The organism is Candidatus Dedyshia acidiphila (assembly GCF_051025295.1).
Classification (GTDB): Bacteria; Acidobacteriota; Terriglobia; order Terriglobales; family Acidobacteriaceae; genus KBS-83.
In genome coordinates this window covers 1-13,627 of the sequence record NZ_JBMGJV010000025.1, presented here as the reverse complement: position 1 = coordinate 13,627, position 13,627 = coordinate 1, and the positions used below count along the sequence as shown (strand labels likewise).

Sequence of the window (13,627 nt, the reverse complement as noted above, 5' to 3'; positions counted from 1 at the left end):
GGCGACCCTGCGCAGGACGATTGATGGTTTGACTCACTTTTACCCGCATGCTCTAATCAGCGTTCTTTACTCCCGCTGTTCCCCTGGCCAGCTCGCGGCTTGCCCAGACGCGTGGCCATATCAATCGTACTTTTTTCGGAGAACGTAAATGCAGAACGTCGGCCTGTGGGTTCTTGGGCTTCAGCTTGCCTCGCCCGGATCCCCCGCCAGCAGTACTGGAGACAATGGCAGTCTCTACCTTTGGGGCGCACTCGCTGTCGGCGTCCTCGGCCTCCTGGTTGCACTTCTGTTCTCCCGATCAGTCCTTGCCGCAGACTCCGGCACAACACAGATGCAGGAGATCTCGAATGCGATCCGCGAAGGCGCCGAGGCCTTCATGTCGCGCCAGTATGGCTCGATCGCCGTTATCGCCCTCGTGCTTGGCATCGTCCTCTTTATCGGATACCGGCTCTCGCCCTTCACGGCGCCCTTCGCAAATAAAGTCGTCATCAGCTTCCTGATCGGCGCCATCTGCTCCGGGCTTTCTGGCTTCACTGGAATGTTCGTCTCTATCCGCGCGAACATCCGCACCGCCTCGGCCGCACGCACCAGCCTCGGCCGTGCCCTGCAGACCGCACTGCGCGGCGGCGCTGTCACCGGATTGGTCGTCGTCTCGCTCTCGCTGATCGGCATCGGCGTTCTCTTTCTGCTGTTCGGCGGACTTCAGCACCCGCGCACCACGCCGTATGAGCTCGTCGGCTTCGGCTTTGGCGCTTCGCTCGTCGCGCTCTTCGCCCAGCTTGGCGGTGGTATCTACACCAAGGCCGCTGATGTCGGCGCAGACCTCGTCGGCAAGGTCGAGGCCGGCATCCCCGAAGACGATCCCCGCAACCCGGCAGTCATCGCCGATCTGGTTGGTGACAACGTTGGCGACTGCGCCGGCCGCGGTGCCGACATCTTCGAATCCACCGCTGCCGAAAACGTTGGCGCCATGATCCTCGGCGCCGCACTGTTCCCGGTCTTCGGCATCAAGGGCATCCTCTTCCCGCTGATCATCCAGGCCGTCAACCTGATCGCCTCGATCATCGGCGTCGCCGTGGTTCGCTCGGGTGAGCAGGAAGACCCGATGCACGCGCTCAACCGCGGCTATTACGTCACCAGCTTCGTCGCGCTGCTCGGCTTCTCCGCCGCGGTCTACACCATGCTGCAGGGTCGCTGGTGGCTGCTCGCGTCCGGCGTGGTCGGCATCATCACATCGTTCCTCTTCGTGCGCATCACGGAGTACTACACCGAGACGCGCTACCGTCCCGTTCGCTCGATCGCCGAAGCCTCGCTCACCGGGCCTGCGACCAACATCATCAGCGGTCTCGCCGTGGGCATGGAGACGCCCGCCATGCCGGTCGTAGTCATCAGCCTTGCGCTGCTGCTAAGCTACTACTTCGGCGTGCGCGGCCTGGCCGATCACGCAGACATTTCCAACTACGCGCGTGGCATCTACGGCACCGCGGTCGCCACCATGGGCATGCTCTCCGCGTCGGCCTACATCCTCGCGATGGACACCTTCGGGCCGATCACCGACAACGCTGGCGGCATCATCGAGATGTCCAACCAGCCGGACGCGGTGCGCGAGAAGACGGACAAGCTCGACGCCGCCGGCAACACCACCAAGGCACTGACCAAGGGCTACGCCATCGGTTCGGCATCGCTCGCCGCCTTCCTGCTCTTTTCCGCCTACCTCGAAAGCGTGCACGACATCGTCGCGCATCGCTTCGCGGACGCAGGTCAGGTGCTCCCCGCAGGGTGGCAGTTCTCGAACGTGAACCTGGCCAGCGTTCCGGTCTTCGTCGGCGCGCTGCTCGGCGCCATGCTGACCTACCTGTTCTCCTCACTCGCCATCAAGGCCGTCGGCCGCACGGCGCAGTACATCATCAAGGACGTCCGTGCGCAGTTCCAGGAGAACCCCGGCATCATGGCCGGCACATCGAAGCCCGACTACGGCCGTTGCGTGCGCATCGTCACCGGCGCTGCGCTGCGCCAGATGATCCTGCCCGGCGCGCTCGCCGTCTCGATGCCACTCGCCGTCGGCCTCATCTTCCGCCACCTCAGCGACACCTTCCGGGTCAGCGGCGACACGAGCCTGATGCTGAACGGCCAACAGGTCAACCTCACCGGTGCGGAGAGTGTCGCCGCGCTGCTGATGGTCGGCACCATCTCAGGCATCCTGCTCGCCATGCTGATGAACAACGGTGGCGGCGCGTGGGACAACGCAAAGAAGTTCATCGAGACGGGTCAGTACGGCGGCAAGCGCTCCGACGCGCACAAGGCAGCCGTCGTTGGTGACACAGTCGGCGATCCCTTCAAAGACACCGCCGGCCCGTCGCTGCACGTGCTAATCAAGCTGCTGGCCACCGTCACGCTGGTGCTCGCTCCGCTCTTTCTCTAGACCAGACAGGCAGTAGAAACGCGGCATGGCGCAACCGTCATGCCGCGTTTGCTATTGTGAGGCGCATGAGCAAGCGCCGCGCCGACGTCGGTTCCGACCCGTGGTACCGCCGCCAGGCGAAAGGTTGGCAGGCCCTCCGCAACCTTCCAAGCCGCAGTCTGCTGCAGCTCTATTTGGCCGTCTTCTGCATCTTCTCCGCCTTCGGCTTCTATCTCAACCTGATGACGCCGCACCGGCTCCCGCTGCTGCTCACCGTGCTCCTCGGAGTGATTAACGGCGCTTATTGCGTGCTCTATCCCTGGGTGCTCATCCGCTTCCGTGTGTTCTGGGTGTGGGTCGTCGCGCCTGCGCAGATCCTCTGGTCGAGCGGCGTGAGCTGGTGGGCGTCTGTTACGGACTTCTCGCGGGTGCCAGGTCCCAAGACATCTCTGATTGTGACAGCGCAGTGCATCTGGATACTGCTGATCGTCTCCTACGTCTTCTTTGTTGCCTTCATTCGCAACCAGGCGACCAGCGCCATCCGCATGCAGAATGAACTGGAGCTCGCGCATGGCATCCAGCAGACACTGGTGCCTGTCATCGAACGGAACGGCACGCTCTACGAGATCTACGGCGTCACGCGGCCTAGCGAACGCGTCGGTGGCGACCTGGTGGATGTCATCCACACCCGCGACGGCGACGTAGCGTATGTGGCCGATGTCGCAGGCCACGGGCTCCAGGCCGGCATTCTGATGGGCATGCTGAAGGCAGCGGCACACACCGCGCTGCTCGAACCTACCTCCTCGCCGGATCGGCTTCCGCAGTTACTCCAACGCCTCGATTGCGTACTGCCCGCCGTCAAAGAGACGCACATGTATGCGGCCCTTGTCGCTCTGCAGCTCGGGCCCATGGGACAGGTGCGGCACACGCTCGCGGGTCACCCGCCGGTGCTCCACTACGCGAGCGCGACCGGAGCGTTCCGCCCGCTCGGCACCCAGCAGCTCCCGCTCGGGCTGTTGCCAGGGGCGCAGTTCTCAGATGGAGAGACGCAGATCGCGCACGGCGACCTACTGCTGGTAGCCACCGACGGCATCCTTGAAGCGTGCGATGGCGACGACCGCGAGTTTGGATCCGCGGGTGTTGAGAGTTGCGTTTCGGCTCAGCCTTCAGCGCCTCTGCCCCAGATCGCCGGACTCATTTTCCAGGCCGTCTCGACATGGGGCAAGCAGGAAGACGATCAGACACTTCTGCTCGTCCGTTGCATCAAGCACGCCTGAGACTAGCCGCGCATCCGCTCCTTCACGCTCTTTGCCAGCTTCTCGATCTCCGCAGCCTTCTTCACAATGTCGATCGAGAGCGTGTTCTTGTTCGACTTGGCAACCTGATCCTTGAGTTGCTGCGCCAGCTCGAACAGCCGATCCGTGTCGCGCACGAGCTGCTTCTGCCGCTCCTCCTGCCGCCCTTTTTCGAGCTTCTCCTGCTGGCTTCGCTCGGCGGGGTCGTTCGACTCCTCCTGCCCGCCAAACAGCGGCGGACGGGCCGTCTGCTGTGGAGTGGACACCGGCGGCTGCTGCGCGTGCAGGACAGAGTCGCGATAAGACCCGCCGGACCAGAGCAGCACAAGCATCGCGGCAGAGGCAAGAGCCACTGGGAGACGGCGGAAGCGGGATCGCGCAGAACCGGAGGCGGCAGAGCGCAACGTGGTCAAATGGCGGCGCATCCGTTCATTATAGAAACGTGCCCTACGACACTTGTATCCGAGCCGGCCTGACTCAAGCCGGCCTCTTCCTGCTCGCTCCGCCCAACACGCGCCCGCCGCTCCGCGTCGCACTGCACAACGCCTGGCAAGGCTGGGTCAACAGCGCCCAGGATTTCCTGGTCAATGACGTCAAGCACCTGATCGCCATCCTGCTCTTCGCCTGGCTGGCCTTCTGGCTGTTGAAGACGATCACCGGCCGCATGCGTCGCGCGGCAGAGCGCCACCCCAATGTCGGGCTCGCCCGCACCGCACAAATCCGCACGCTGGCCTCCGTGCTGCGCGCCACCGGCTACGGCATCATCGGCTTCTTTGCGCTCACCAGCATTCTGCGAGAGATCTTCGACTTCAATCCCACGCCGCTGCTGGCCTCGGCGGGCGTCGCCGGTGTCGCCATCGGTCTCGCGGCGCAGACCATCGTCAAAGACATGATCAACGGCATGCTGGTCCTGGTCGAAGATCAATACAACGTCGGTGACGTGATCACCATCGCCGGCGTCACCGGTACGGTCGAGTCGATGTCATTGCGCAAGACGACAATCCGCGGCTTCGACGGCACACTCTTCCTCGTGCCAAACAGCCAGATCACCAATGTCGCCAACCAGAGCCGCGACTTCTCCTCAACCACGCTCAATATCTCGGTCGACTTCACAGCCGATCCGGACAAGGTCATCGCGCTGCTCAATCGCATCGCGACCGAAGTGCGCAACGAGCCTGCGTACAAAAGCGTCTTCCTCGAAGACCCGAAGGTGCTCGGCGTCGACCAGATCAAGGGCTCTGAGGTGATCTACCCCATCAGCGTGAAGACCAAGGCGCGGCAGCAGTTCGACGCATTGCGCGAGTTGCAGCGGCGGCTGCGGCTGGCGCTCGAGCAGCACAACATGCTGCCCGGCAGCCCCTACCGCGTGCTGGGCGGCGGCGGCATCACGGAGCAGCGCGAGCGTCCCAGTCAGCCGGCCCCCCACGATCCCACCACCAACAAGCCCAACGAGGTGAACCCCTTCACCGGCGAGCAGGCTGCCGGCTAGCCGGCCAGAGCAGCCTTCAGGTCCTCGACCGTGCGCACCGGCGGCAGGCAGTGCGTGCCCTGGCAAACGACCGCGACGCTCGACGGTTCCTGCAACTGCGGCAGTTGCTTGATCGTCGCCTCGAGCAGCGGCGGCAACTCGACCGAGCGGATCGCCTCCGCGCTCGCCCGCAGCACCACCCGGTTCACCATGTAGCCCTCACGCGCGCTCGCCTCGAGTGCATCGGCCACATCGTCGTCGCCGATGATCACCACCTGCTGCGGCGGCGTCAGCAGCCGCTCGAGCGCCAGTCCATACGCGCCCGCATAGAGCCCGAAGTGCTCCACGATGCCCGCAAACGCCTCAAGCGTGTCCTCGGCTACCTCGCGCAGCCTGGCATCTCCGTTCAGTGATTCCAGTCGCAGCAACGCGGCCGCGGCGGTCGGATTTCCGGCTGGTGTCGGCGTGTCCTGCAGCGGCTTGCGCCGCGCCTGCAGCGCGCCGATCGCCTCGGGATCGATCACCGTGTCGAAGAACCCACCGCCGGTCGCGTCGTGAAAATCGCGCTGCATCCGCGCGGCGAGCGCCTCAGCAGCCTTGTAATACCGCGTTTCGAGCGTGCGTTCCCACCCATCCAGGCACGCGTGGATCAGCAGCGCGTAGTCGTCCAGCACGGCGCGATTCGCCGCGTCTGCGCCTGCCTTCGCTCCCGGCGCATCCTCCGCCTGCGGATACGCGACCACGTGTGCCAGGCCGCGCTCCTCTGACCACGCTTCACTCAGAATGCGGTCGAGCGTCTTCGACGCGAAGTCGCGCGTCGCCGCAGCCTTCAATACAGAGCTGGCCTGCATGTAGGCAGAGATCGCCATCGCATTCCAGCCGGTGTAGATGGTGCGATCGATGTACGGAGTCGAACGCTGGGCACGCGCCTCAGACAGCCGGGCGCGCGCCCGCCCCAGCAGGCCCGTGGCTTCGTCAGGATCGCGGCTCAGCTCAACGGCCACCTTGTCCAGCGGACGCGTTACATGAAGCACGTTCTTCGCGGGGTTGTGGTGCATGTCGCCCATGTCGCCGATGTCGTAATAGGCACCCGCGATCTCCAGCTCGTCCGGGTCCAGCACCTCCGCGGCCTCGGCACGCGTCCACGTGAAGTAGTCGCCGTCGTCGTCAAGCGTCATGTCCGCATCCTGCGACCCGTAGAAGCCGCCGTTCGTGCGGTCACTCAGCCAACCATCGATCCACGCGACTGTCTCATGCACCACGGTGCTGAAGGCCGCACGCGGCTCTGTCTGCCAGGCGTGAACGTAATTCAGCAACAGGCCGGCATTGTCGTAGAGCATCTTCTCGAAGTGCGGCACCACCCAACGCTCGTCGACGGAGTAGCGGTGGAATCCGCCGCCGATGTGGTCGTAAATGCCGCCATCGGCCATCTTCGCCAGCGTCGTCAGCGCGACCTCACGTGCTTTCGCATTGTTCTTGCGACCTGCGGCATCCAGCAGCAGATCGAGTGCCGCGGGATGAGGGAACTTTGGCTGCGCGCCAAAGCCGCCATGATGCGGATCGAACTGCGCGACCGCGGAGCCGATCAGCTTCTGGGTGATCGCAGTGCTCAGCGAACCGCTGCGGCCGGCGAAGGCCTCGCCGTGCTCGATCGCCGCCAGGATCGAACCTGCCGACTCCAGCACTTCGTCACGACGATTGCGCCACGCGTCCGACATGGTCAGCAGCAGCCGCTCGATGCCGGGACGGCCATAGCGGTCATGCCGCGGAAAGTACGTGCCGCCGAAGAACGGCCGTCCATCCGGCGTCAGGATCGCCGTCAACGGCCAGCCGCCCTGGCCGCTGATCGCCTGCACCGCGGCCTGGTAGCGGCTGTCCACGTCGGGCCGTTCGTCGCGGTCCACCTTAATGGCGATAAAGCGCTCGTTGATCAGCGGCGCGAGCGTGGGATCTTCGTAGCTCTCACGATCCATCACGTGGCACCAGTGGCACCACACCGCACCGATGTCGAGCAGCACCGGCTTGTCTTCGCGCGCCGCGCGGGCAAATGCTTCCGCGCCCCACTCGTGCCATTCGATCGGCTGGTGCATGGCGGAGCGGAGATAAGAAGAACGCGCCTGTGCCAATGCGTTCAGGTGAGTCGTCGGAGCAGTCTGGATTTCGGCCATTATCCCCAGTCTAGATGCTCATCGCGGCGCGTCGTTGCCCGGGCAACACCCTCAACATCGCTCACCCGGCCGGTTCGCTAGCCTGCCTCGGGCGGTGACAGGCTCTCGGACGCGTCAGTCTCCAGCCGCCGCTTGCTCATCGCGATGTAAGTCCACGCGGTCGTCACCGTGTAGGCCACCGCGAAAGCCGCGTATGGAATGATCTCGCCGAACTTGTGCAGAAACGTCTCGCCTGTCGGGTCGCAAAACATGGTCGGACGGCTCGCCGCCAGCCACAACGCAAAGGCCGTCGCGCAGACCAGGATCACCCGTCGCTGCCGCACCAGCAAAGCCGGGCGGATGAGCAGCACCACCGGCAGCGCAACAAAAATCCAGGCCGCCAGCGCCAGCAGAAACGTCCAGCCCGCCCACGCCAGCACACCGTAGAACAGCGTCTGCACAAACAGCCGTGGCTGTCCTTCGCTGTTGCGTACCGCCGTAATCAGCAGCACCGGCGTGCAGCACAGGACAGCCACGCCCCATCCTGCGAGCCCGCTGAGTGCGGCGTAGCCGACGCGACGCGCGCGTGTGATCGTCTCCATGGGTCTGTCAGCCGACCAGCCGTCCAGCAATCTCTGCATACAGATCGACAGCGGTCAGCAGCTCGCGCTTGGACAGCTTTTCGTGCGGCGTGTGCGCGACGTGGATCGACCCCGGCCCCAGCAGCAGCGGCTCGCCCCACTCGGTCAGCGCGGGGATATCCGTCGTGAACGCGGCGATCATCGTCTCGAGCCCTGCCTGCTTCGCCACGCGCTCCGCAGTCTCAAGACGGACAAAGGGAATCTCCAGCGTGAAGTCGATGTCGGCCAAGCCAGCAACGGCTTCGGTCAGCGCGACCCGCGTCTCGTCCGACGCCCCGACCAGCCGCACCATCACCTGCCCAATCGCCTGATCGGAGATCACGTTCGGAGCGCGGCCGCCTTCGATCAGCCCGATATTGAGCGTGCTCGGCCCCACATCCTCGCTCACCGGCAGCGGGATCGCGAGCACCCGCGTCAACGCTTCGATCAGCTTGTGGATGGCGTTGTCGCCCAGCTCCGGGTAGGCCGAGTGCGCCATGCGCCCACTCGCCCGCACAGCGGCGCGCAGCACGCCTTTGCTGGCCAGCCCCAGCCGGTTGTCGGTCGGCTCGCCATTGATCAGGTAGCGACTACCGCGCGGCTGCGTGTTGGCCACCTTCGCGCCCGCGGAGTCGCGCTCTTCCCCCACCAGAAACAGCAACCCGACCTTCACGCCGCCCTCGCGCAGTCTCTCGGCGGCGGCAATCTGCGCCGCGATGATGCCCTTCGCATCGCAAGCGCCTCGGCCGTAGATCGCCTCGTCATCCTCGCTGCTGCCGAAGAAGGGCGGCACCGTGTCCATGTGGGTTGAGAGCACCACATCCGGCGTCTCGGCGGAGATAGTCGCGTACACATTGAAGCGCTCGGTGCTGGCGCCCGCCTCGCCACGATGCGCGACGTGCATGCGCTCGACTGCGAAGCGGCGCTCCGCAAGAAACTCCGCAAGGAAATCGCCGACCGGCCCTTCACCGTAGGTGGTCGATTCGATGTCGACCAGCCGCCGCGTCAACTGCACCGGGTCCAGTGTCATAGGTTTCGCCAGCATACCTGAGGGGAGCGTGACCCACTGCTCGCGGCCGCCGCTGCCCGCTGTCTACAATTGCGCTATGGCAACAGCCCCCAGCCGCCTCCAGACACTCTTCCTGCCCGGACCAGCCGGCCAGCTCGAAGCGCTGTTTACCGAGGGCGAGCCCGGGGCGCGCTATGCCGCGCTCATCTGCCATCCGCACCCCAAGGGTGGCGGCACCATGCACAACAAGGTCGTGTATCGCGCGTCCAAGACACTGCAGTCCTTCGGCCTGCCTACACTGCGCTTCAACTTCCGCGGCACCGGCCTGAGCGAGGGCGAGCACGACGATGGACACGGCGAGCGCGATGACGTCCGCTCCGCACTGGGCTGGCTCACCAATCGCTGCGGCCTGCCTGTGCTGATGGCCGGCTTCTCCTTCGGATCGCACGTCGCGCTCAGCGCCGTCTGCCAGGATGCACGCGTGCCTGGATTCGTCGCGTTGGGGCTGCCCGTCGCCGCGGAGGGCCGCAACTACCGCTACAGCTTCCTTGCCGAGTGCCGCATGCCCAAGCTGTTCATCAGCGGCAGCGCCGACCAGTACGGCCCGTCCGAACAGCTCGCCTCGATCGTGGGGAGCGCCGCGCTACCAGCGAGCCTCGTGCTGATCTCCGGCGCGGATCACTTCTTCACCGGCAAGCTGGACCAGATGCAGCACTCCATGCACGCATGGCTGGCCTCGCACTTCTTCCCAGACACCGAGCTGCTGCCGGTCCAGACACCCGCCGAGCACACCGCACCCGGCGGTGTTACCCCGCTACCCACGACACCGGACTAGGCCTTTGCCGCAGCCTCCAGTGGCTCACGACGCAGCACTCCGACGACTCCATTCGGACGCGCGGGACATCTTCCTGTCTGCACTCGACGCATGCCGCATCGACCGCGTCCTCCCGCAGCGCGTAGCCTGCGACGGGCACGAACTCCGCATCAGCCCGCCCGCCTGGTCCGGCAATGGGCCAGACCAGGCCCTGCGCATCCCGCTCGGGCAGTTCCGCTCCCTCCTGCTGATCGCGATGGGCAAAGCAGCGGTGCCACTCACCGACGGTCTGTTGCGCATCCTGCCGGAGACACTGCCCGTGCGCGGTCTCTGTGTCGCGCCGGAACGTCCGGACGGACCGAGACTGCGCAACGGCAATCGTCGCATCGGCTGGTTCGCCGGCGGCCACCCTGTGCCCAATCGCAACTCCTTCCGCGCCGCCCGGGCTGCTCTGTGGCTGCTGGAGCAGGCCGATGAGCACACACTCGTGCTCTTCCTGATCAGCGGCGGCGGCAGCTCCCTGTTCGAACTGCCGCTCGATCCTGCGATCACGCTTGCCGACACCATTGCCTTCCATCGCGCTCTCGTCGCCTCGGGCGCGACCATTGCGGAGATGAACACGCTGCGCAAGCACTTCTCCGCGGTCAAGGGCGGACGGCTCGCCCTGGCCGCCTGCGACGCAGCGAAGCTCACGCTGTCCGTGCTCGATGTGCCGCTGAGTCAGCTTGATGCGCTCGCCTCCGGCCCAACCGTGGGCGACTCCACCACGGTCGAGGACTGCCGCGAACTGCTCACCCGCTATCGACTGTCCGAGCAGTTCCCTGCCGCGGTGCGCGCCTTCTTCGCACGCTCGGATCTGCCGGAGACGCCGGGCGTCAAAGGCCGCGAAGCCAACGAAGGAAGCACAAGCCCGTTCGGCGTCCACTGGAACGTACCGCTCCTCGCGAACGAAGATTTGCTGGCGGCCGCACGCCACCGCGCCACAGCGCACGGCTATGAGGTCGTGATCGACAATGCCTGCGATGACTGGCCCTACGAGCAGGCCGCGCGCTACCTCACCGACCGCTTTCTCGCCCTCCGCCGGGAGCAGCCGGGTCGCAAACTCTGCCTGCTCTCGGGCGGCGAGGTCACCGTCGCGATCAAGCGCCAGCCGGGCACAGGCGGTCGCAATCAGCAGTTCGCTCTCGCGGCTGCGCTGCTGCTCGATCGAGAGTGCAAGGGCCAAAGCGTCGTCTGCCTGTCCGCCGGCAGCGATAGCATTGACGGCAGTAGTCCAGCGGCAGGCGCCATCGTCGACCCGAACACGGTGACGCAGGCCCGGCCCAGTGGACGCGAGGCTGAGCAGGCGCTGGCCCAGTTCGATGCCCACCCGCTCCTCGAGTCTGTCGAAGCGACGGTGCAGATTTCGGTTACCCGCAACAATCTTCGCGATCTCCGGGTCTACTTGAGCGTTCCAACGCCCATCTAACAAAATGGACGGTTTTGGTTCGCTGCCAGACAGACCCCGTGTGCGGCAGCGCCCTACCCTGAGCTTTCCTTCCTGAGGCGCGCGCGATGACTCGCAATGCTTTGCCATACCGAGAGGGAGATCAGAGCGGGATAGCCGTATGGAGAGGAGACGTGGGCATGGCTGCGATGGCCCAGAACGGTAACGAGGGTCCAACCATTCTCTGTATCGGAAATGACGAGTCGCTGCTGGCATATCGCCGGCTCGTGCTGATGCAGGCTGGCTATCACGTGATTACGGCGCGTCCGCACCCGGACCGCCCGCACCAATACGCATCGTTGATCTTGCTGCACAATCCGGAGCTGGTGATCGCCTGCCATTCGCTGAGCGGAGACGAGCGCATCTCCCTTGCTGAGGAGATCCGCAGCGAGCACCCCGAAACCCGCCTGCTGGCGTTGACCAGTGGCAACCTGCGTGTCGAAGAGGCTCGCCTCTACGACTGGCAGATGGACACCCTGGACGGTCCGGCTGCCCTGATCCATCACGTGCGCACTCACATCTGAGCGGCGCCCCCGCCGCTCCCTCCTCTCCCCGCGCTTACGATGAGAAGATGGCACCCCGCAAAGAATGGACGGAATGGCACCTGACACCACGTGGCTGGGAGCAGGGTTCGACCCGGCGCGAAGGTCGCGGTAACGACTGGCGCGAAGAGCCGGCAGACCGGCTCCTGAGCTACCAATACGGCGAGATCGAAACCAGCGGCAGCGCCCCGCGCATCACCCACGAAGAGACCTGGCGCACGAAGGATCCGGCTGCGCTGGCCCAACTGGACCAGGCGCTCACCCACTTCGGCTCAGCGCCGGCGAGACTCGACTGACGCTGTAGGACCAAACCAGGCGCGTGCCAGCCTCGCGTCAGCCTCGTGTCAGCCTCGTGTCATGGCAGGCTCTCCGCGCGCTAACTCGCACATCCTCCTGCGGCTGCATGTTAGTATCCCGGTTCATCGCGACATGAGACTGAACCGGTACCTAGTCCGCAGCACCGTCGTCGGCGCCCTGGGCGGTCTGCTCTTCGGCTTCGATACTGCCGTCATCTCCGGCGCCACCCGCTCGCTGCGGCTCTACTTCCACCTCTCCGACAAGGAGCTCGGCTGGGCAGTGGCCGTTGCGCTCTGGGGCGCAGTGCTGGGCGCCATCTTCTCCGGCCTGCCGGGCGAGCGGTTCGGCCGCCGCGACTCACTACGCGCCATGGCGCTGTTTTACGTGCTCTCGGCCGTGGGCTGCGCCTTCGCGTGGAACCTGCCCGCCCTGATGATCTTCCGCTTCATCGGGGGCGTCGCTATCGGCGGCTCTTCGGTGCTGGGACCGATGTACATCTCGGAGATCGCCCCGGCCCGGCTGCGCGGGCGCCTGGTCGGCACGTTCCAGATCAATATCGTGGTCGGCATCCTGCTGGCCTACTTCTCGAATTACCTGCTCGGGCTGGGCCACTTCGGCAACAACGAGTGGCGCTGGATGCTCGGCATCTCCGCGCTTCCGGCATTCCTGTTCCTGGTCATGCTCTTCGCGATTCCGCGCTCGCCGCGCTGGCTTTCCACCCAGAACCGCGTCGCCGACGCCCGCGACGTGCTTGAGCTGATCGGCAGTCCGAACAGCGAAGCCGAGCTGAAGGAGATTGTCGACTCGATTCACCTGGACCGCGCGACCGAGCCGCTCTTCCAGCGGAAGTATCTCTTCCCGCTCTCGCTGGCGCTGATGACCGGTGCGTTCAACCAGCTCTCCGGCATCAACGCGATCCTGTACTACCTGAACGACATCTTCGCCAAGGCAGGCTTCGACGTCAGCCACTCCAACCTGCAGGCAGTCGCGGTCGGGGCGACCAACCTGGTCTTTACCCTGATCGCGATGTCCATCATCGACCTGGTTGGTCGTAAAGCACTGATGCTGTTTGGCTGCGCCAGCCTGACCGGCTGCCTGGCGGCTGTCGCCGCCATCTTCTGGACCGGCGCGCATCAGGGCTGGCTGGTCTGGCTGCTGATGGCCTACATCGCGTGTTTCGCGGTCTCGCAGGGCGCCGTCACCTGGGTCTACATCGGGGAGATCTTCCCCACCCGGGTCCGGTCCAAGGGGCAAAGCGCCGGGTCATCGGCGCACTGGATCGTCAACGCGATCATTTCGGCCATCTTTCCGGCTCTTGCGGCGCGCTCCGGCGCTTCACCTTTCGTCTTTTTCGGAGCAATGATGGCGCTACAGTTCTTCCTGGTGCTCTTTCTTTACCCCGAAACCAAGGGTATTAGTCTGGAGCAGATGGAGCAGAAATTACGTCTGGAGTAATCGTCACGATTACCTCATCCCCCAAAGGTGGGATGGCCCCAAGGCGGGGTAACCCGTTTTTATGCTCCCAACAGATGCAGGCAACCGTTTTTT

General features: G+C 65.1%; 12 protein-coding genes. 8 read left to right on the top strand and 4 right to left on the bottom strand.

The features are described from left to right. Positions 1 to 148: 148 nt before the first annotated feature. Positions 149 to 2,422 (top strand): sodium-translocating pyrophosphatase, encoded by a 2,274-nt coding sequence (locus AC5IJH_RS11475; protein WP_491902956.1) that lies wholly within the window; start codon positions 149 to 151, stop codon positions 2,420 to 2,422. Between the two features lie 65 nt (positions 2,423 to 2,487). Continuing rightward, complete coding sequence (locus AC5IJH_RS11470) at positions 2,488 to 3,678, top strand: PP2C family protein-serine/threonine phosphatase (RefSeq protein ID WP_491902955.1); 1,191 nt, start codon at positions 2,488 to 2,490, stop codon at positions 3,676 to 3,678. Between the two features lie 2 nt (positions 3,679 to 3,680). Here AC5IJH_RS11470 and AC5IJH_RS11465 read toward each other — a convergent pair whose 3' ends face one another. Next, entirely contained in the window at positions 3,681 to 4,121 is a 441-nt protein-coding gene (locus tag AC5IJH_RS11465) for a hypothetical protein (RefSeq protein WP_491902954.1), read from the bottom strand. A gap of 17 nt (positions 4,122 to 4,138) precedes the next feature. Between AC5IJH_RS11465 and AC5IJH_RS11460 the strand changes: the two genes are divergently transcribed. Further along, positions 4,139 to 5,185, top strand: coding sequence for a mechanosensitive ion channel family protein (locus AC5IJH_RS11460; protein WP_491902953.1), 1,047 nt, complete (start codon positions 4,139 to 4,141; stop codon positions 5,183 to 5,185). Here the strand turns inward: AC5IJH_RS11460 and AC5IJH_RS11455 are convergent. The 3 genes from AC5IJH_RS11455 to AC5IJH_RS11445 form a co-directional block, all read right to left on the bottom strand. Further along, positions 5,182 to 7,332 carry a thioredoxin domain-containing protein gene (locus AC5IJH_RS11455; RefSeq protein WP_491902952.1) on the bottom strand — a complete coding sequence of 717 codons (2,151 nt, stop codon included), beginning with the start codon at positions 7,330 to 7,332 and terminating at the stop codon, positions 5,182 to 5,184. The two genes, AC5IJH_RS11460 and AC5IJH_RS11455, sit on opposite strands and share 4 nt — an antisense overlap. 77 nt (positions 7,333 to 7,409) lie before the next feature. Further along, on the bottom strand, positions 7,410 to 7,913 hold the full coding sequence (locus tag AC5IJH_RS11450) for a hypothetical protein (RefSeq protein WP_491902951.1): 504 nt from the start codon (positions 7,911 to 7,913) through the stop codon (positions 7,410 to 7,412). A gap of 7 nt (positions 7,914 to 7,920) precedes the next feature. Beyond that, complete coding sequence (locus tag AC5IJH_RS11445) at positions 7,921 to 8,961, bottom strand: M20/M25/M40 family metallo-hydrolase (RefSeq protein WP_491902950.1); 1,041 nt, start codon at positions 8,959 to 8,961, stop codon at positions 7,921 to 7,923. 76 nt (positions 8,962 to 9,037) lie between these two features. Between AC5IJH_RS11445 and AC5IJH_RS11440 the strand changes: the two genes are divergently transcribed. From AC5IJH_RS11440 to AC5IJH_RS11420, 5 genes are all read left to right on the top strand, one after another. Further along, positions 9,038 to 9,775, top strand: coding sequence for an alpha/beta hydrolase (locus tag AC5IJH_RS11440; RefSeq protein WP_491902949.1), 738 nt, complete (start codon positions 9,038 to 9,040; stop codon positions 9,773 to 9,775). A 4-nt stretch (positions 9,776 to 9,779) separates the two neighbouring features. Beyond that, positions 9,780 to 11,222: a glycerate kinase type-2 family protein gene (locus AC5IJH_RS11435; RefSeq protein WP_491902948.1), complete on the top strand. Its 1,443-nt coding sequence runs from the start codon at positions 9,780 to 9,782 to the stop codon at positions 11,220 to 11,222. A 158-nt stretch (positions 11,223 to 11,380) separates the two neighbouring features. Further along, entirely contained in the window at positions 11,381 to 11,764 is a 384-nt protein-coding gene (locus AC5IJH_RS11430; RefSeq protein ID WP_491902947.1) for a hypothetical protein, read from the top strand. Between the two features lie 47 nt (positions 11,765 to 11,811). Then, positions 11,812 to 12,078: a hypothetical protein gene (locus tag AC5IJH_RS11425; RefSeq protein ID WP_491902946.1), complete on the top strand. Its 267-nt coding sequence runs from the start codon at positions 11,812 to 11,814 to the stop codon at positions 12,076 to 12,078. A gap of 133 nt (positions 12,079 to 12,211) precedes the next feature. Beyond that, complete coding sequence (locus AC5IJH_RS11420) at positions 12,212 to 13,534, top strand: sugar porter family MFS transporter (protein WP_491903014.1); 1,323 nt, start codon at positions 12,212 to 12,214, stop codon at positions 13,532 to 13,534. The last annotated feature ends 93 nt before the right edge of the window (positions 13,535 to 13,627 follow it).

Excerpts from the sequence above, each read along its gene's own strand:
- AC5IJH_RS11455 (WP_491902952.1), bottom strand. The coding sequence starts at position 7,332 with ATGGCCGAAATCCAGACTGCTCCGACGACTCACCTGAACGCATTGGCA.
- AC5IJH_RS11425 (WP_491902946.1), top strand. The coding sequence starts at position 11,812 with ATGGCACCCCGCAAAGAATGGACGGAATGGCACCTGACACCACGTGGC.
- AC5IJH_RS11450 (WP_491902951.1), bottom strand. The coding sequence starts at position 7,913 with ATGGAGACGATCACACGCGCGCGTCGCGTCGGCTACGCCGCACTCAGC.
- AC5IJH_RS11470 (WP_491902955.1), top strand. The coding sequence starts at position 2,488 with ATGAGCAAGCGCCGCGCCGACGTCGGTTCCGACCCGTGGTACCGCCGC.
- AC5IJH_RS11475 (WP_491902956.1), top strand. The coding sequence starts at position 149 with ATGCAGAACGTCGGCCTGTGGGTTCTTGGGCTTCAGCTTGCCTCGCCC.
- AC5IJH_RS11440 (WP_491902949.1), top strand. The coding sequence starts at position 9,038 with ATGGCAACAGCCCCCAGCCGCCTCCAGACACTCTTCCTGCCCGGACCA.
- AC5IJH_RS11420 (WP_491903014.1), top strand. The coding sequence starts at position 12,212 with ATGAGACTGAACCGGTACCTAGTCCGCAGCACCGTCGTCGGCGCCCTG.
- AC5IJH_RS11465 (WP_491902954.1), bottom strand. The coding sequence starts at position 4,121 with ATGCGCCGCCATTTGACCACGTTGCGCTCTGCCGCCTCCGGTTCTGCG.
- AC5IJH_RS11430 (WP_491902947.1), top strand. The coding sequence starts at position 11,381 with ATGGCTGCGATGGCCCAGAACGGTAACGAGGGTCCAACCATTCTCTGT.
- AC5IJH_RS11445 (WP_491902950.1), bottom strand. The coding sequence starts at position 8,961 with ATGACACTGGACCCGGTGCAGTTGACGCGGCGGCTGGTCGACATCGAA.